The sequence below is a fragment of the Stagnimonas aquatica genome, from assembly GCF_003730135.1.
GTDB lineage: Bacteria > Pseudomonadota > Gammaproteobacteria > Nevskiales > Nevskiaceae > Stagnimonas > Stagnimonas aquatica.
Genome location: NZ_RJVO01000001.1, coordinates 985,319 through 1,002,986, shown reverse-complemented (window position 1 = coordinate 1,002,986; position 17,668 = coordinate 985,319). Strand labels below are relative to the sequence as shown.

At 69.5% G+C, this 17,668-nt stretch carries 11 protein-coding genes; 10 read left to right on the top strand and 1 reads right to left on the bottom strand.

Going from position 1 to position 17,668, the window contains the following annotated elements:
- Positions 1 to 11 precede the first annotated feature (11 nt).
- The 8 genes from dtd to ED208_RS04310 all read left to right on the top strand — a co-directional run bounded on the left by dtd (position 12) and on the right by ED208_RS04310 (position 12,313).
- The gene (dtd, locus tag ED208_RS04345) at positions 12 to 446 is read left to right on the top strand and encodes a D-aminoacyl-tRNA deacylase (RefSeq protein ID WP_123210615.1); all 435 of its coding nucleotides are present in this window, start codon (positions 12 to 14) and stop codon (positions 444 to 446) included.
- A gap of 167 nt (positions 447 to 613) precedes the next feature.
- Positions 614 to 1,759, top strand: a complete 1,146-nt coding sequence (locus ED208_RS04340) for an OmpA family protein (protein ID WP_158608430.1) — start codon at positions 614 to 616, stop codon at positions 1,757 to 1,759.
- A 67-nt stretch (positions 1,760 to 1,826) separates the two neighbouring features.
- Positions 1,827 to 3,116, top strand: coding sequence for a thrombospondin type 3 repeat-containing protein (locus ED208_RS04335; protein ID WP_123210613.1), 1,290 nt, complete (start codon positions 1,827 to 1,829; stop codon positions 3,114 to 3,116).
- Positions 3,117 to 3,263: 147 nt separating this feature from the next.
- Positions 3,264 to 4,031: a type II toxin-antitoxin system TacA family antitoxin gene (locus ED208_RS04330; protein ID WP_123210612.1), complete on the top strand. Its 768-nt coding sequence runs from the start codon at positions 3,264 to 3,266 to the stop codon at positions 4,029 to 4,031.
- A gap of 86 nt (positions 4,032 to 4,117) precedes the next feature.
- Entirely contained in the window at positions 4,118 to 5,947 is a 1,830-nt protein-coding gene (locus ED208_RS04325; protein ID WP_123210611.1) for a POT-type proton-dependent oligopeptide transporter, read from the top strand.
- A gap of 81 nt (positions 5,948 to 6,028) precedes the next feature.
- On the top strand, positions 6,029 to 6,937 hold the full coding sequence (gene ttcA, locus ED208_RS04320; RefSeq protein ID WP_123210610.1) for a tRNA 2-thiocytidine(32) synthetase TtcA: 909 nt from the start codon (positions 6,029 to 6,031) through the stop codon (positions 6,935 to 6,937).
- A gap of 73 nt (positions 6,938 to 7,010) precedes the next feature.
- Positions 7,011 to 8,915, top strand: coding sequence for an autotransporter assembly complex protein TamA (locus ED208_RS04315; RefSeq protein ID WP_158608429.1), 1,905 nt, complete (start codon positions 7,011 to 7,013; stop codon positions 8,913 to 8,915).
- The gene (locus ED208_RS04310; protein WP_123210608.1) at positions 8,912 to 12,313 is read left to right on the top strand and encodes a translocation/assembly module TamB domain-containing protein; all 3,402 of its coding nucleotides are present in this window, start codon (positions 8,912 to 8,914) and stop codon (positions 12,311 to 12,313) included. Before ED208_RS04315 ends, ED208_RS04310 begins: the two co-directional genes overlap by 4 nt.
- A gap of 18 nt (positions 12,314 to 12,331) precedes the next feature.
- Here ED208_RS04310 and ED208_RS04305 read toward each other — a convergent pair whose 3' ends face one another.
- Positions 12,332 to 13,480 carry a glycosyltransferase family protein gene (locus ED208_RS04305; protein ID WP_123210607.1) on the bottom strand — a complete coding sequence of 383 codons (1,149 nt, stop codon included), beginning with the start codon at positions 13,478 to 13,480 and terminating at the stop codon, positions 12,332 to 12,334.
- Between the two features lie 179 nt (positions 13,481 to 13,659).
- Between ED208_RS04305 and ED208_RS04300 the strand changes: the two genes are divergently transcribed.
- A complete protein-coding gene (locus ED208_RS04300; protein ID WP_123210606.1) occupies positions 13,660 to 14,397 on the top strand; it encodes a TerC family protein in 738 nt (245 codons plus the stop codon).
- Positions 14,397 to 17,531, top strand: a complete 3,135-nt coding sequence (locus tag ED208_RS04295; protein WP_123210605.1) for a PAS domain-containing protein — start codon at positions 14,397 to 14,399, stop codon at positions 17,529 to 17,531. Before ED208_RS04300 ends, ED208_RS04295 begins: the two co-directional genes overlap by 1 nt.
- The last annotated feature ends 137 nt before the right edge of the window (positions 17,532 to 17,668 follow it).

Here is a 17,668-nt window from a genome sequence, read left to right as displayed (position 1 = left end):
GAGACTCGCGGATGATTGGCCTGCTGCAAAGGGTGAGCTGCGCCAGCGTGCGCGTGAACGGCGAGGTGGTGGCGCGCATCGACCAGGGACTGCTGGTGCTGGTCGGCGTCGCCCGCGACGACGATGACCGCCAGGCACCGCGTCTGGCCCAACGCCTGCTCGACTACCGGCTGTTCGCCGATGCCGACGGCAAGATGAACCGCAGCCTGCTCGATATCGGCGGCGGACTGATCCTGGTACCGCAGTTCACCCTCGCCGCCGACACCCGCAGCGGCAGCCGCGCCAGCTTCACCAGCGCCGCGCCGCCGGAACGCGCACGCGCGCTGTTCGAGCAGCTGCTGGCGGCCTGTCGCGCGCGGCTGCCGACGACCCAGAGCGGCGTGTTCGGTGCCGACATGAAAGTCGCGCTGGTCAATGACGGCCCGGTGAGCTTTCTGCTGAGTTGACGGCCGCCGCCGCCGGCCGCGCCCGCATCATGAGACTTTGGTCATATTGCCGGCCTGTGGGAATCCGCCTACTGTCGGCCCCGGAGCGCCCTGGCAGGACATCGGCACCGTCAACGAACGGTGCGGACAGGGCGGGCAGTGAGTGCAGTACGACGGGGAAGGTCGACATGAACAACAGGAAGTTGCTGGTCGCGGCGGCGGCCGCCTTTTTCAGCCTGGGCGCCGCGCAGGCGCAGGAAACCACCGAAACGGTGCTGGGCGCCGAGGGCAATCGCCCGCATCTATTCGTGACCGGCTCCTACAGCAAGCCGGACAGCGGTCGCGGCACCGAGGATCGCGGCACCGGCCTGCAGGCCGGTTTCGGCTATCCGCTATCTGACACAGGACGCTGGTGGCTGGAAGGCCGCTTCGACTACAGCACCCTGGAAACCGGCCCCGGTCGCGGCACCGACTTCTACCAGTCCACCCTGGGTGCCGACCTCCAATACGCCTTTGGCAACCGCGAGCAGCTGACGCCCTTCGTGCTCGCCGGCATCGGCTACGCCTACAACGATGTGGTGCCGGACGTCGAAGACGGCGGCGCCTTCGAGGCCGAGGCGGGCGTCGGCCTGGTTGCCCGCATCGGCAGCCTGCGCTGGTTGCGCGGCCGTGGCGACGCCCGGCTGGTGCACGACAGCTTCCAGGACGGCTACCTCGACTACCGGCTGCACCTGGGCCTGGAAATCGCGCTCGGCCCCGAGAAGCAAACCGTGAAGGAAGTGCCGGTCACCGTCGAAAAAGTGGTGATCCGCGAGGTGCCGGTGCCCGTCGTGGACAGCGATGGCGACGGCATTGCCGACGATCACGACCACTGCCCGGGCACGCTGGCTGGCGCCAAGGTGGATGGCCGCGGCTGCGTGGTGGAAAGCCAGACTCTCACGGTACTGCGCGACGTCAGCTTCGACTTCGACTCCGCCCGCCTGCAGCTCAACGGTCAGCGACTGCTCGACGACGCGGTGAAGTTCCTCGGCTCGCAGAGCGAGCTGAAGGCCGAGATCGTCGGCTACTCCGACAGCGTCGGCGCCGAGGCCTACAACCTCAAGCTGTCGGCGGCGCGCGCGGCGGCGGCGCTGAACTATCTGGTCAGCAAGGGCATCGCCGCCGAGCGGCTCAGCTCCAAGGGTCTGGGCAAGGCCAATCCGGTGGCGAGCAACGACACCCCGGAAGGACGCGAGGCCAACCGCCGCGTCGAGTTCAACATCATCGCGCCGCCGCCACCGGCTGCGGCTGGCGAGACGCCGGCGGCCGCTCAGCCGGTCCCGGTCGCGCCCTGAGGCGCGGGCACCACAGGCCACTCCGGCCAGGTCGTTTCCAGTTCTCCAGGATTCAAGGATCGAACCCATGATTTCCAAGCTCCCCTTTCACGCCAGCCACTGGCTGCTGGCCCTGGCCATCGGCAGCAGCCTCGGCCTTTCCGCCTGCAACCGCGCGCAGGACTCCGATGTCGGCGGCCCGCCGGCGGTGATCCCCGACGGCGACGGCGACGGTGTGCTGGACTCGGTGGACAACTGCCCGACCATCGCCAATACCGACCAGCTCGATTCCGACGGCGACGGCCAGGGCAATGCCTGCGACAGCGACGACGACAACGACGGCGTGCCCGACGGCAGCGACAATTGCCCGGTGGTGGCCAACCCGAACCAGACCGACACCGACGGCGACGGCCAGGGCGATGCCTGCGACAGCGACGACGACGGCGACGGCGTGCCCGACGACAACGGCAACGGGGGCGGCGACAACTGCCCGCTGGTGCCAAACCCCGACCAGACCGATACCGACGGCGACGGCCAGGGCGATGCCTGCGACAACGACGACGACGGTGACGGCGTGCCCGACGACGACGGCAACGGGGGCGGCGACAACTGCCCGCTGGTGCCGAATCCCGACCAGGCCGACAGCGACGGCGACGGCACCGGCGACGCCTGCGAGACCGACGACGACGACGACGGCGTGGCGGATGTCGATGACAACTGCCCGACGGTCGCCAACCCCGACCAGACCGACAGCGACGGCGACGGCGTTGGCGATGCCTGCGAGCCGCCGACCACCGGCCCGCTGGCCAGCTGCACGCAGTTCGCGCCGACCACCTCGGTGGCCTCGGGCGAAACCGGTGGCCTGCTCTGCCTGGTGGGTCAGCTGACCTCCCCGGCGGTCGAACTCTGCGCGGTGGAGCAGCCGGCCTTCGGCGCCGACAGCCTGACGCAGACCTTCGCCACCCTGCAGTACGCGGTCAGCCTGCTGGAGCCGCTCAACAGCGCCCTGCTCAACCTGCTCGGCTCGATCTCCTACAAGGTGCAGCTGCCGGCGCCGGTTACGGCCGGCAACTTCGCCGGCTTCGTCATCGAGCAGCCGCCGGCCACCGCCGACATCAGCCTGCTGCGCAATCTGACGGTCACCACCTTCCTGGCCGGGGCTCAGCAGGAGCAGTTCGATACCGATGCCAGCAATCTCGACCTGCTGGGCCTCTCCGGCCTGCTCGGCGAGTCGGGCCTGAACCTGCTCGGCGGCGCCAACACCAAGCCCTATGACGAGGTGCGGCTGAGCATCAGCTCGACGCTGCTGTCGGCCGATCTGATCAACACCGTGCGCGTCTACGAGACCTGCACCCACTCCGAAACCGCCGCGCCCTGAAGCCCGCGGGCCAGGCCCGCTGATCGGGTGGATCCAGGCCGTCCGGGCAACCGGGCGGCCTTTTCTTTGGCTCCGGGCCTCGCCGCCCGGCAGGCCGATGCGCTTTAATCCGGCCACGGCCGCCATGGCCGCTGTCGGGGGCGGGAAATGAACCAGGATCGGAAATCCACCGTGCGGGCCTTGGCCGAGGCGCGCATGGAAATGCGCCTGTCGCCGCAGGACAAGGCGCTGATCAACCAGGCCGCCAGCCTCAAGGGCAGCAACGCGACCGCCTTCGTGCTCGCCTCGGCGCTCGCCGAAGCCCGACGGCTGCTGGGCGACAACGCCGAGTTGCAGCTGTCCGCCGCCGACCTGGGACTGCTGCGTGCCGACGCCGGCGATCCGGCGCAGGACAGCCCGGCGCTGCGCGAGGCGCTGCACCGGCACCGCAGTCTGGACTCGGCCTGGGCCGGGCTGTTCCAGCGCCTGGACCCGGCGCGCCACGAACTCGGCGGCTTCGACTGCGGCGACGAGCGCCAGAACGAATTCCTGCACCGCCAGGCGCTGACCCAGGAGCGCTTCGACCTGGCCCGCGTCTACGTACTCACCGACGCCCTGGTGCCCAGCCGGGTGCTGGGCTACTACACCCTGAGCGCGATCAGCCTGGGGGGCGGCGCGCTGGCCGGCCCGCCGCTGCCGGCGCTGCGGCTCGGCCGGCTGGCGCTGGACCGCAGTCTGCAGGGCCGCAGCCTCGGCGCCCTGCTGCTGGCCGATGCCGTGCTGCGCTCGGCCGAGGCGGCCGACGCCATGCCGGTGTTCGCCCTGCTCGCCGCACCGCGCGACGAGCCGGAGGAAGCCTGGTTCGAGGACTACGGTTTCCGCCGCTTCTGGGACCAGGCCGGCGCGCTGTTCCTGCCGCTCGCCGGTCTGGCCTGAGGCGGCCGAACGCGCGTCCCCGTCGGCGCCCCGGAGCGCGGCATGCCGCGTGCTAGCATCCGGCCATACCCGAATCCCGCATCACCATGACCACTGCCACCCTCGCGCCGGCGCCGGCCGCGCGCATGCCCAACAGCATCCCCTACATCGTCGCCAACGAGTTCGCCGAGCGTTTCTGCTTCTACGGCATCAACGCCATTCTCGTGGCGTACATGATCGACTTCCTGAAGTTCGGCGACGCCAAGGCGGCAACCTGGCAGGCGCTGTTCAAGTCCGGCGCCTACTTCTTCCCGCTGCTCGGCGCGATGGTGTCGGACATCTTCCTCGCCAAGTTCCGCACCATCATCAGCTTCTCGATGGTCTACGTCACCGGCTGTTTCGTGATCGCCTTCGGCAGCGGCGAAACCACGCTGGTGATCGGCATGTTCCTGGTCGCCTTCGGCACCGGCGGCATCAAGCCCTGCGTCTCCACCAATGTCGGCGACCAGTTCACCAGCAGCAACGCCCACCTGATCGAGCGCGCGTTCAGCTACTTCTACATCGCCATCAACGCCGGCTCCTCGATCTCGATCTACTTCTGCCCCGAGCTGCTGGCCAGCCCCGAGTACGGTCCCAAGTACGCCTTCGGCCTGCCGGGCGCGATGATGGCCCTGGCCACCCTGGTGTTCTGGCTCGGCCGCAAGAAGTTCGCGGTGGTGCCGGCGGCCATGCCCAAGCCGGGGCTGGCGCTGCCGGCTTTCCTGCTGGTGTTCTTCGCGGTGCTGGCGTTCACCGCCTGGGTGTTCATGATCAGCGGCCGCGACATCCTGGTCGCCACCGGCACCCTGCTCGGCACCCTGGCCGGCGTCGCCGTGCTGTTCCTCAAGACCGGCCTGCGCAATGCCCTGCCGCCGGAGCTGCGCGCCTGGCTGGAGCGCTCGCTCACCGGCGAGGGTCTGCGCATCGTCGGCAAGCTGCTCGGCCTGTACCTGTTCGTCGCCTTCTTCTGGTCGCTCTGGGACCAGAGCAACGGCAACAGTTGGACCATCCAGGCGCAGTCGGCGCTGATGGACAAGCGCCTGTTCGGCTTCCTCGCCGGCGTGCCCGGCTTCGAGAGCCTCGCCGCCTACGAGATGCTGCCGGCGCAGGTGCAGGTGGTGAACGGCATCTTCATCATCCTGCTGGTGCCGATCTTCACCTTCGGCATCTACCCGCTGCTCGGCAAGTTCTTCGAGGTCACGCCGCTGCGCAAGATCGGCATCGGCTTCTTCGTGGTCGCCAGCTCCTTCCTGATCGTCGCCTGGGTCGAGGACCGCATCCAGAGCGGCCACAGCGTCAGCATGTGGTGGCAGATCAGCGCCTACGGCGTACTCACCGCCGCCGAGGTGCTGGTGTCGATCACCGCGCTGGAATACAGCTACAAGCAGGCGCCGCTGTACATGAAGAGCTTCATCATGAGCCTGTTCCTGCTCTCCACCAGCGTCGGCAATGCCTTTACCGCTGCGGTCAACTCGATCATGGTCGAGCCGCTCAGCGCCAGCGCGCTCGCCACCGGCGAGCAGACCTGGGTGACGCTGGAAGGCGCGGACGCCTTCGTCACCGGCCAGAAGATCGACTTCGCCGGCGAGACCGGCGTGCAGGTACTGGCCGCCGACGGCAGCAGCGGCCCCTTGGCCGGCACCTATCTGGTCGGCGAGGTGGACGCCGCCGGCAGCCGCCTGCGCCTGCTCGACAAGGTGCACCGTCAGCCGATCAGCTCCACCGGCAGTTTCGACGCCACCAAGGCCGAGGTCTCGACCTACTCGCTGGTCGGACCGGTGTACTTCCTGTTCTTCTCGGCGCTGATGGCGGCGGCGGCGGTGCTGTTCATCTTCTATGCGCTGTGGTTCAAGGAAACCACCTTTGTCCGCGAGGACGAAAAGGTCGCCACCGCCTGAGCCGGTTCGCCGCGTCACCCAAGGCCGCGCTCGTCGCGGCCTTTTTTGTTGGCTGGGGCTCAGCGTCGGCGGCACGGTAAAATGTCGCCCATGCAAGAAACCCTCGTCGATTTCCCCACCCGCAAGTCGGCTTCGCCGGCCGAGAAGGCGCGGCTGGAGTCCAACAAGCTGGCCAAGCGCCTGCGCCGCAATGTCGGCCAGGCGATCATGGATTACGGGATGATCGGCGAGGGCGACCGGGTGATGGTCTGCCTGTCCGGCGGCAAGGACAGCTACACCATGCTCGACATCCTGCTGCACTTGCAGGCCAAGGCGCCGGTGCGCTTCGAGCTGCACGCGGTCAACCTCGACCAGAAGCAGCCGGACTTTCCCGAGCACATCCTGCCTGAGTACCTGAAAGCCAAGGGCGTGCCGTACACGATCCTGGAGCAGGACACCTACTCGGTGGTGAAGCGCAACATCCCCGAGGGCAAGACCATGTGCTCGCTGTGCTCGCGGCTGCGGCGCGGCGCGCTCTATACCTTTGCCAAGCAGGAAGGCTACAACCGCATCGCGCTGGGCCATCACCGCGACGACATCGTCTCGACCTTCTTCCTCAACCTGTTCTTCGGCGGCAAGCTCGCGGGCATGCCGCCCAAGCTGCTCTCGGACGACGGCGCCAACGTGGTGATCCGCCCGCTGGCCTATTGCCGCGAGGACGACATCGCCGCCTACGCCGCCGAGCGGGCCTTCCCGATCATCCCCTGCAATCTCTGCGGCTCGCAGGAGCAGCTCCAGCGCAAGCAGGTGCGCCGGATGATGACCGAGTGGGAACGCGAATGGCCCGGCCGCACCGAGACCATCTTCCGCGCCATGTGCAATGTCGCGCCCAGCCAGCTCGGCGACCGCGCGCTGTTCGACTTCGCCAGCCTCGGTGGCGGTGGCGCCCCGGCGGCCAGCTGGCTGGTCGGCGAGGGTGTGGGCGAGGCACCGGCCGCCAGCGCGGCCTGATCGGGCGGACGCCAGGCCCCAGCCGCGCCTCGTGCTGGCGCACAATGCAGGGCCTGTCTGCTCCCGACTCCGTATGAGCCTGCACGTCTTCCGCACCGCCACGCCCGCCTTGCTGCTGGCGCTCGCGTCGTGCCTGGCGCGGGCGCAGGAGGCCTCTCCCGAACCGCCGGCCGCGTCTGCGCCGGCCGAACCCGCCGTGGCGGAATCCGCGACGCCCGAACCCGCCGCGACAGTGCCGGCCACCGAGCCCGCCGGGCCGACGACGGCGGTCAGCGTCGATCCGCCGCGCGCGGCAGCGGTGGAGCGGGTGACGGTGGACTTCCGCATCACCGGGCTGGAAGAGCCGGAGCTGACCAATGCCTACAACTGGCTCGGCTACGTGGCCGAAGACCAGCGCGAAGGCCTGGTGCCGAATCGCCTCAAGACCCTGCACGACGAGGCCGAGAAGAGCATCGGCAAGTCCTTGCAGCCCTATGGCTACTACCGGCCGACGATCAACAAGCGCCTGGAAGGAGGGCCGAAGGACTACTTCGCCTACTACCAGGTCGATCACGGCCCGGCGGTGCACTGGCTGCCGGCGCAGATCGAGCTGACCGGCCCCGGCGCCGCGGCCCTGCGCGCGCGCAGCCGCGAGCTTGGGCCGCCGCCGGGCGCGCGCCTGCAGCACGCCGAGTACGAAGACAGCAAGGATCGCCTGCTGGCGCTGGCGCATGGCGAAGGCTATCTGGACGCCAGCTTCAGCCACGCCGAGCTGCGCGTTGATCCCGAACAGGGCACGGCGCTGGCAGTGCTGGTGCTGGAGACCGGCCCGCAATGGCAGTTCGGCGAGGTGCGGATCGAGGGCGACAGCCGCATCGACGAGGATGTCATCCGCCGGTATCTGCGTCTGGTGCCCGGGGAGCCCTACTCGCAGCAGAAGCTGCTCGACACCCAGTTCGCCCTCACCGATCTCGACTACTTCGCCAAGGTCGAGGTCGGCGGCCTGCGCGAGCAGGCGGTCGGCCAGCGCATTCCGGTGCAGGTGCGGGTCGAGCATTCCAAGTCCCGGCGCGACGACTTCGGCCTCGGCTATGGCACCGATACCGGCGCCCGCGCCTCGGTGGGCACCGAGTTCCGCCGCCTCAACCAGCGCGGCCACAAGCTGCGGGTGACGGTGCGCGCCTCGCAGAAGCTGTCCGGCGCCAGCGGCGAATACCGGGTGCCGATCGGCAGCGAGCCGGGCGAGTACGTGGGTATCTCCGGTGATGCCGGCGAAGAGAAATTGAGCTACGGCGTGGAGCGCAAATACAGCCTCGCCACCAGCATCAACCGGCTCGACGGCAACTGGGATCGCCGCTACTACCTCAAGTTCCAGCGCTCGCTGTTCGACTTCAACGAGGGCGAGGACAGCGCGGTCTCGGTGCTGGCACCGGGCCTGACACTGTCGCGGCAATGGCTCGACGACCCGGCCTACGCCCGCTACGGCTTCAGCGTCTGGGCCGATACCCACGGCGGCCAGAAGGGGCTGATCTCCGACGCCAGCTTCCTGCAAGGCCGGGTACGGCTGAAGGGCGCGCTGCCGCTGTGGCGCGAGGGCCGTCTGCTGGCGCGGGTGGAGATCGGCGCCACCGCCGCCGCCGAGTTCAACAAGCTGCCGCCGGACGAGCGCTTCTTCGCCGGTGGCGATCAGTCGGTGCGCGGCTACAACTACCAGGCGATCGGCGCCTCGCGCGACGACAACGGCGGCGTCATCGGCGGCCGCTATCTCAACGTCTTCAGCATCGAGGCCGAGCAGGCGATCAAGGGCGCCCTGGGCCTGGCGCTGTTCGGTGATGCCGGCGGTGTCGGCGACTCGCCGGCACCCGAGCTGCACTTCGGCGTCGGCATCGGCCTGCGCTACCGCGCGCCGTTCGGCAGCGTCACCGTCGATCTCGCCCACCCGCTCGACCCCGACGAGCCGGTGGTGCGCCTGCACCTGGGCGTGAGGGTGGGCCTGTGAAAAAAGCCCTGCATCTGCTGCTGACCCTGCTGTTCGCCCTGTTCGGCGGCAGCCTGGTGCTGACCGTGGTGGCGCTGGCCTACCTGGGCGTCGCCGGCGCGCCGTTGGCGGTGGAACTGGCGCAGCGCCTGCTGCCACCCGGCCAGTTGCAGGTCGCCGAGGCCAGCGGCGGCCTGTTCGGGCCATTGCACCTGGAAGGCCTGGTGTTCGAGAACGAGGCCGCGCGGCTGGAGCTGGACCGCCTCGACCTCGATTGGCGCCCCTCGCGCCTGCATGTCGGGCAGTTGCGGATCAGCAGGTTCGACGCCGGCCATCTGCGCCTGACCCTGAAGCCGACGCCGCCCACGCCGCCCGAGCCCCTGCTCACGCAGTTGCCCTTGCGGCTGCGGGTGGACGACGCCCGGCTGGCGCGCTTCGAGCTGTTCCACAGCGACGATCCGCCCGACACCGAGCCGCTGGTGGTGAGCGACCTCGCGGCGCGCCTGCGCTGGCGCAAGGAGCGCATCCACATCGAGCGGCTGAGCGCCAGCCACGCGCTCAGCGGCCCGCTGCTGGCCAGCGGCGAGCTGGTGCTGGAACCCGAGGCGCTGCGCTTCGAGCCCCTGCAACTGAGCGGCCCCGGAGTGGTGGTGGTGCAGGGCCGGCTGGGCCTGATGGGCGGCGAGAGCCACCTCGGCCTTGGCGCGCGCCGCCTGCGCTGGCCGCTCACCGGGCCGGCGCAGGTGGAGATGCCGCAATTGCGACTGGGCCTGCACGGGGTGCTCACCGAGGCCGTGCAGGCGCGCATCGACCTGCAAGGCCGCCTGCGCGCGGCGCTGCCGGCCGAGGCCCAGACCACCGCGCTGGAAGTCGGTCTGACCGCCGGCGCCCAGCTCAGCGCCGACCAGTTGCGGCTGGATCATCTGCGGCTCAGCGGCCACGGCGACCAGGGTGGACTCAGCGCGCAGGGCCGCGTGCAGTGGTCGCCGGCGCTGAGCGTCGAGGCCGAGGCGCGGCTGGAACAGCTCAATCCGGGGCTGCTGTTCCCGGACTTTCCCGGTCAGCTCAACGGCCTGATCGCCGCCCATACGCTGGGCGACGCGGCGCGGCCGCAGGTGCAGTTCAGCGGCCGGCTCCGCGACTCCCGGCTGCGCGGCTATCCGCTGACGCTGGAACTCGGCGGCCAGGCCGAGGCGCACGACGGCGAGACCCGGCTGGCGCTGGACCAGCTCGATCTGCGCAGCGGCAGCGCCCGCCTGCAACTGCGCGGCCAGTTGCTGCCGCGACTCGACGCCCAGGCCGAGCTGGCCGCCAGCGATCTGCGCAGCCTGCTGCCGGAACTGGCGGGCGCCCTGCAACTCAAGGTCCAGGCTCAGGGCGAGCCCGGCAATCCGGCGCTGCGCGCGGTCGGCGGCGCGCAGAAGCTGCGCTATCAGGATCAGCAACTGGCGCGCCTGGACCTCGACATCGACTACGACCCGCAGCGGCCCTCGAAAGCAGAACTGCGGGCCGAGGGCCTGGTCAGCGGCGACACCCACCTGCAAAGCCTGCGGCTGAATCTGGACGGCCGCGCCGAGCAGCATCGCATCGGCCTCGACGCCCAGTTGAGCGCCCCCCGCAGCCGCCTGGAGCTGAGCGCCGACGGCGGCCTCGATCTCGCCCAGCGGCGCTGGCGCGGCCAGCTCAGCAGCAGTCGTCTACAGCCTCCTCTGGGCGCGGCCTGGTCGCAGGAGGCCCCCGCCGCCGTGCAGCTCGATGCCGCGCTCCAGCAGCTGGCCCAGACCTGCTGGCGCCTCGACGGCAGCGGCCGCGCCTGCCTGAGCCTGCGCCGCGCGCCGCCGCTGCTGCATGTGGAGGCCACGCTGGCCGGCATCGACACCGCGCAGTTCAACGGCCTGCTGCCCGAAGGTCTGGCGGTGGAAACCGTGCTCGACGGCCAGGCCCTGGTGGAGTTGCGCGGCAGCACGCCGACCCGGCTCGACGTGCAGCTGCAGAACCGCGCCGGCCGACTGCGGCTGCCGGGCGCGCCCGACCAGCAGTTGCAGGCCGGCCAGCTCTCGCTGCGGCAGGACGGCGGCAACTGGCGCGCCGCCGCCGAGCTGCGGCTCGACCATCTCGCCCTCAGCGCCAACGCCAGCCTGCCGGTGCGCGACAGCGCCTTCGCCGAGCTGCCGCTGAGCGGCCAGGTGCGGCTGTCGGTGCCGGAGCTGGGCTGGGCCGAGCCGCTGCTGCCCGGCGTCACCCAGCTGGCCGGCCGCGTGCAGGGCGATTTCAGCCTCGGCGGCAGCCTGGGGGCACCGCTGGTCGATGGCCTGCTGAGCCTCAGCGACGGCCAGGCGCGCATCGAAGCCGCCGGCATCCTGCTGCAAGAGCTGCGCGCGGAGCTGCGCGGTGGCTTCGACAGCCCCTTGCAGATCGAAGCCGGCCTGCGCTCCGGCGACGGCCGTCTGCAGGTCCGTGGCCAGGCCGATCTGCGCGCGCAGACCGTCAACCTGGACATCCAGGGCGATCAGCTGCAGGTCGCCAACCTGCCCGACGCGCGGGTCTGGGTATCGCCGCAACTGCACTTCGAGCGCAGCGCCGAGGCCATGAGCCTGGCCGGCGAGGTGCTGGTGCCGCGCGCCGAAATCACCCCGCGCAAGCTCGGCGGCGGCGTGGTCAGCGCCAGCAGCGATCAGGTGATCGTCGGCGAGGAGCCGCGCGAGAAGAGCCTGCCGCTGGCGGCGACCGTGAAGGTCCGGCTCGGCGACGCCGTGCGCTTCTCCGGCTTCGGCCTGAAGGCGCGCATCGGCGGCGACCTCACCGTGCTGGAACGCGAGGGTGGCAGCGGCACCCAGGCCTATGGCGAGCTGCAACTGCTGGACGCGGTGTACAAGGCTTACGGCCAGGACTTGCAGCTCTCCACCGGCCGCATCCTGTTCAACGGCCCGCTCGACAAGCCGGCGGTGGATCTGCGCGCGGTGCGCAAGCCCAATGACGATGTCACCGTCACCCTGCACGTGCGCGGCACCCTCGACAAACCCAGCTTCGACCTCAGCTCCAGCCCGGTGATGACCCAGGAGCAGCAACTCGGCTGGCTGCTGCTGGGCCGGCCGCTGGAGTCCGGCGGCGACTTCTCGGCGGCGGCGGCAGCGCTGTCGCTGGGCCTGGCCGGCGGCGACCAGTTGGCCAAGAAGCTGACCCGTGGCCTGGGCATCGACACCATCAGCCTCGGCGCCGAGGCCGGCGAGAGCAGCGACCAGGCGCGCTTCACGGTCGGCAAGTACCTCTCGCCCAAGCTCTACGTCAGCTACGGCGTCGGCCTGTTCGCCAACGGCAACGTGCTGCGCCTGCTCTACGACCTCGGCAAGGGCTTCAAGCTGCGCACCGAATCCGGCCAGGAAGCCGGCGGCGACCTGCTGTATTCACGCGAGCGCTGAGCGCCCGCCGACAGCACCCTACAGCGCCTTGGGCAGCACCGTGCCCGGCACACCGACCAGCTCGCGGCTGGCCGTGGTCGCCGGCTTGCGGCTACCGGCGGCGCGCGGCGGCGCCAACTCGGCGATGAAGTGGTTGAGCGTCTGCAGAGCCTCGCCACGGCCGTCCTTGATGCGCCCCTTCATGTTCGAGCGGTAGTAGTCCTCGTTGGCGAGGAAGCGATCAACATCGCTGGGCGTGAGGCCGCGCAGGCTGGCCTTCATGCCCACGCCCATGCGCTCGATCAGGTGGGCGTTGAGTCGCTGCTCGAAGGCGTCTTCGGGCACCGCCAGGATCGGCTTGCCGAAGTGGATGGCCTCGCCGATGGTCTGGTTGCCGGCGGTGGACAGCACCGCCCGGCAGTTGGCGAGGTCGTGCACGAACCACTCGTTGCTGGGGGCGCGGAAGTCGAGGTTCTCGACCTTGCCCCGGTGCGGGGTGCCGTAGATCACCACCGGGATGTCGAGCAGGCGCAGCGCGCGGTCGATGTGCGGCAGGTACTGGTGCTGGCCCTTGTTGAAGTAGGCGAGCAGAAAATCGCCGCGCCCGGGCTTCACCCGCAGCACCTCGTCGCGCAGCATCGGCCCGACGATCTTGACCCCCGGGTACTTGGGCTCGGCCTGGTAGAAGCTGGAGATCAGGATGCGCTCCGGCACCCCCATCGCCGCCCGGTAGCCGAGGGCATCGCGCATGCCCAGATGCCAGAGGTCGGGCGGAAAATGCGGCTTGCAGTAGGCGAGGATGCCGACGTGGTCGAAGCTGATGCGCGGGATGCCCAGGCGCCTCGCGGCGCGGTGGGTCCAGGCCTCGGAGTCGCTGATGACCAGCTGGATGCCGCGCTCCTTGAACTCGCGCTCGACCTGCTCCATGCCGTGGCCGCGCAGCAGCAGGTCGGCCATCGGCGACAGGTTGTCCACCACCGTCCTGAGCGCCGAATGGCCGCCCCGGTCGTTGTAGCGGTAGCCGATCATCGGGATGCGCACGGTGGGGAAGTGCGGCGCCAGCACCTCGTAGGCATCGTTGGAGGTGAATACCGTCACCTCGTGCTCGCGCATCAGGGCCGGCAGCACGCTCAGGCTGCGCATGGCGTGGCCGCGCCCGTATCCCATCACTCCGTAGGCTATCCGCATGTCCGGCTCCGGTCTTTTTATAGGCCTCGCAGACTAGGCCCCGGCGGTAATGACCTCGTGACAGTCCGGCGACGGCCGCATGACGGGCCGATGAAGGAACGATGACGCGCCGCCGGCGCGCCGCCCCGGTATCATCCCGACAGAGCAATCACGCTCGATCACCCGTTGTAAAACTTCACGTGGACTTCTCCAATCCCGAACTCTGGATCGCCCTCATCACCCTGGCGGCCCTGGAAATCGTGCTCGGCATCGACAACATCATTTTCCTGTCGATCATGGCCAACAAGCTGCCCGAGCATCAGCGCGCCCGCGCCCGCATCATCGGCTTGGCCGGCGCCTGTCTGACCCGCATTGCCCTGCTGATGTCGCTGGCCTGGCTGGCCCGCCTCACCGAGCCGCTGTTCCATCTCGCCGGCCACGCCATTTCCGGTCGCGACCTGATCCTGCTCGGCGGCGGTCTGTTCCTGCTCGGCAAGAGCGCGCTGGAAATCCACGAACAGGTGGAGAGCACCGACGGCGGGCATGGCCCCGAAGACGTCATCGGCAAGGTCGCCAGCATCAGCTTCGCCAGCGTGATCGTGCAGATCATGATCCTCGACATCGTGTTCTCGCTCGACTCGGTGATCACCGCCGTGGGCATGACCAACAATGTGCCGGTGATGGTCACCGCCATCATCATCGCCATCGGCGTGATGATGTTCTTCGCTGGCGCGGTGTCGCGTTTCGTGGAGGAGCACCCGACCATCAAGATCCTGGCGCTGTCGTTCCTGATCATGATCGGCATGGTGCTGATCGGCGAAGGCATGGGCTTCCACGTGCCCAAGGCCTATGTCTACTTCGCGATGGGCTTCTCGGTGGCGGTGGAAATGCTCAACATCCGCATGCGCAAGCGGCTGCAGAACAACCCTAGCCACTGATGTCGTCCCTGCGCGCCGCCGTCGCGGCTGCGACGCTGCTGCTGTCGGCGACAGCGGCCTTGGCCTCCCATCAGGAGGCTACGGTTGCCGATTTCCGAGCGCAGCTGACGCCCGAGGAACAGGCTTTTCTGCAACAGAACCCGGTCGTGCGCTTCGGCGCCGATCCGGCCTGGCCGCCGTTCGAGTTCCTGGACGAGCAGGGCCGGCATTCCGGTCTGGCGCACGATCTGCTTAACGAGATCGCGGCGCTCACCGGCCAGCGTTACGAGCTGGTGCGAAAAGACAGCTGGGCGGCGACGCTGGAAGCCGCGCGCAGCGCGGAGGTAGACCTGCTCACGACGGCGGTCGAAACCCCCGACCGGCGAGCGTTCCTGCGCTTCAGCGCCCCATACATGGAACTGTTCGAGGTCATCATCACTCGCAACGACAGTCCGTACATCAATAGTCTGGCCGAGTTGCGCGGACAAACCGTGGCCGTGGTGCGTGGGGTCGCCGCCTCGGAATGGCTGAGGCGGCACGAACCTCAAGTGCGTCAGGCGGGTGTGGGCGATATTCGTGAAGCCCTCACCGCCGTTGCGGTCGGGCGCGCAGCCGCAACGGTACTTCCCTTGGCCAGCGCCAACTACCAGATCCAGCTGCTCGGCTTGAGCAATCTGCAGATCACCGCGCCGGTGGACGGACTGACCAATGAGCTGAAGTTCGCGGTCCGTCGGGACTGGCCCGAGCAGGCAGCGATCCTTGAGAAGGCCCTGCGCGCGATCCCACCGGAACACTTGCTTGCCCTGCGCGCCCGCTGGTTGACCGCCCCGCAGATCAAGGTGGTCGACCGCCTGTCACCGGCGCAGCGCAACCTGGTGGTTGGCACCGTCTTCCTGCTGGTACTGGCGATCCTGTGGATACTCTGGCTGCGCGCGGAGATCCAGAAGCGTCGCCGCGCCCAGAGCCGGGCCGAGCAGGCCGAGCGGCGGCTGCGCGAGCTGGCCGCCGGCATTCCCGGCGCGCTGTGGCAGTTCCGCAGGGAGCCGGACGGGCGGCAGCACTACGGCTATCTCTCCGAAGGCATCGTCAGGATCACCGGACGCACGCCGGCGGAGACCAATGCCCTGATGCAATCGCAGCCGTTCGCGATGGTGCACCCCGAGGACCGCGAGCGCCTGGCGGCGCTGATCCAGCGCTTGACCGAGGACGACAGCCTTGGCGAGGAGCGCTATCGGCTGAAGACCGCCGATGGCCGCTGGGTGTGGGTGCGCTCCGCCGCCGTCGCGCACCGCGAACCGGACGGCAGCCTGGTCTGGAACGGCATCACGCTCGACGCCACCCGTGCCGCCGAGGTGAAGCAGGAGTTGATGGCCGCGCGACAGCGGATGAAGGAGCTGATCGACAGCGTGCCCGGCGCCGTCTGGCGACTGCGGCTGAGCAACGGCCGCTACCTGGTGGAATACGTCAGCGAGGGCGTCACCGCCGTCACCGGCCGGCCGGTGGCCGATCACCTCGGCGATGCCGAAGCCACCCTGAGCACGGTGCAGGAACGTGACCGCGAACGGCTGCTCACCAACCTCGCGCAGTCGGCGCTGGATGGGAGCATGGTCGAGCAGGAAGTCCGCCTGCGGGCCACCGACGGTCGGCTGCGACACCTGCTGGTGCGCGCCAATGTCAGCCGCAACCCCGATGGCGAACCGGTGTGGACCGGCGTGCTGCAGGACATGACCGAGCGGCGACGGCTGGAAGCCGCGCTCGCCGACGCCCGCTCGCGGCTGGACGACATCATCGCCAACTTCCCGGGCACGGTCTGGCAGCTCAAGCGCGACCTCGCCGGCCGGGAGTTCTTCACCTATCTCAGCGAAGGCGTAACTCGCATCACCGGTTTGTCCTCGGAGCAGGTGCTCGGCCAACCGTCGTCGGTGTTTGATTCGCTGCTCAGCGAGGCAGACCGGGAGCGCTCCCGGCAAGCCCTGGCCCTGGCGGTGGAACGCGGCAGACCGGTGTCGCTGGACTACTGCCTGAACCTGCCGGGCGAAAGCCAGCCGCGCTGGGTGCGGGTCACCACCACCGGACGGCGGGAGGCGGACGGCGAGCTGATCTGGAACGGCGTGGTGCTCGACGCCACCGAGCAGAAGACCCTGGAACAGGACCTGCGCCGCGCCAGCGCCGCCGCCGAGGCCGCCAACCAGGCCAAGAGCCGCTTCCTGGCCAATATGAGCCACGAGATCCGCACCCCGATGAACGCGGTGATCGGCCTTTCGCACCTGGCGCTCAGTGCCGAGCAGGAGCCGGCGCAGCGCGAGCGCCTCGACAAGATCAACCGCGCCGCCAAGGCCCTGCTGCGCCTGCTCAACGACATCCTGGAGTTCTCCAAGCTGGAGGCGCAGAAGCTCAAGCTGATGCCGGTGCCGTTCTCGCTGCGCGAGCTGATCGACGGCCTGCAGCTGCTGGCCGGCGCCCCGGCGGCCGAGAAGGGCCTGCGGTTCAGCATCCAGCAGGAGCCAGGCCTGCCGCGACAGCTGGTGGGCGACGCCCTGCGCATCCAGCAGGTGCTGCTGAACCTGCTGGCCAATGCCACCAAGTTCACGGACGCGGGCGAGGTCCGACTGCGTATCCGGCCGGCCGGCGACGGAGCCCATGACGGCACAGCGATGGTGGCGTTCGAAGTCAGCGACACCGGCATCGGCATGGACGAAGGCCAGCTCTCGCGGGTGTTCGACGCCTTCGAGCAGGCCGACGACAGCGCCAGCCGCCGTCACGGCGGCACCGGCCTGGGCCTGACCATCACCCAGGAGCTGGTGCGCCTGATGGGTGGCGACATCCAGGTACGCAGTCAGCTGCGGGTCGGCACGGTGTTCACCGTGGTGCTGCCGCTGGGGCTGCCGGAGCCCCTGGACCTGTCGCGCACGCTGGGACCGCTGGAGGCACCGGAAGAGCCCCTGAGCGAGTGCGTGCAGGGCTTGCTGGAGCTGCTGCGCCAGCACGACACCGCCGCTCGCGGCAAAGCGCTGAGGCTGCGCGCCCTGCTGATGGCCAGCGGCCGCGAGCGCGAGCTGGAGCTGCTGGAGCGCCAGCTGTCGGCCTACGACTTCGACAGCGCCGAGCGCGAACTCCGGCGCCTGGCCGGCCGCTGGGGCCTGGACGCGGGATGAGCGCAAGCGCCTCCGGGGCTGTCATCAGCGGCACGATCCCTGCGTTCTGCTTGGGTCCCGCCCCCCGGCCGGCCTGGGCCGATAACCGGGAGACGCGATGAGCTACGGTTATGTAACCTTAGCGACTGGAATACGGT

Excerpts from the sequence above, each read along its gene's own strand:
- ED208_RS04295 (WP_123210605.1), top strand. The coding sequence starts at position 14,397 with ATGTCGTCCCTGCGCGCCGCCGTCGCGGCTGCGACGCTGCTGCTGTCG.
- ED208_RS04340 (WP_158608430.1), top strand. The coding sequence starts at position 614 with ATGAACAACAGGAAGTTGCTGGTCGCGGCGGCGGCCGCCTTTTTCAGC.
- ED208_RS04305 (WP_123210607.1), bottom strand. The coding sequence starts at position 13,480 with ATGCGGATAGCCTACGGAGTGATGGGATACGGGCGCGGCCACGCCATG.
- ED208_RS04330 (WP_123210612.1), top strand. The coding sequence starts at position 3,264 with ATGAACCAGGATCGGAAATCCACCGTGCGGGCCTTGGCCGAGGCGCGC.
- ED208_RS04335 (WP_123210613.1), top strand. The coding sequence starts at position 1,827 with ATGATTTCCAAGCTCCCCTTTCACGCCAGCCACTGGCTGCTGGCCCTG.
- dtd (WP_123210615.1), top strand. The coding sequence starts at position 12 with ATGATTGGCCTGCTGCAAAGGGTGAGCTGCGCCAGCGTGCGCGTGAAC.
- ED208_RS04315 (WP_158608429.1), top strand. The coding sequence starts at position 7,011 with ATGAGCCTGCACGTCTTCCGCACCGCCACGCCCGCCTTGCTGCTGGCG.
- ED208_RS04325 (WP_123210611.1), top strand. The coding sequence starts at position 4,118 with ATGACCACTGCCACCCTCGCGCCGGCGCCGGCCGCGCGCATGCCCAAC.
- ttcA (WP_123210610.1), top strand. The coding sequence starts at position 6,029 with ATGTCGCCCATGCAAGAAACCCTCGTCGATTTCCCCACCCGCAAGTCG.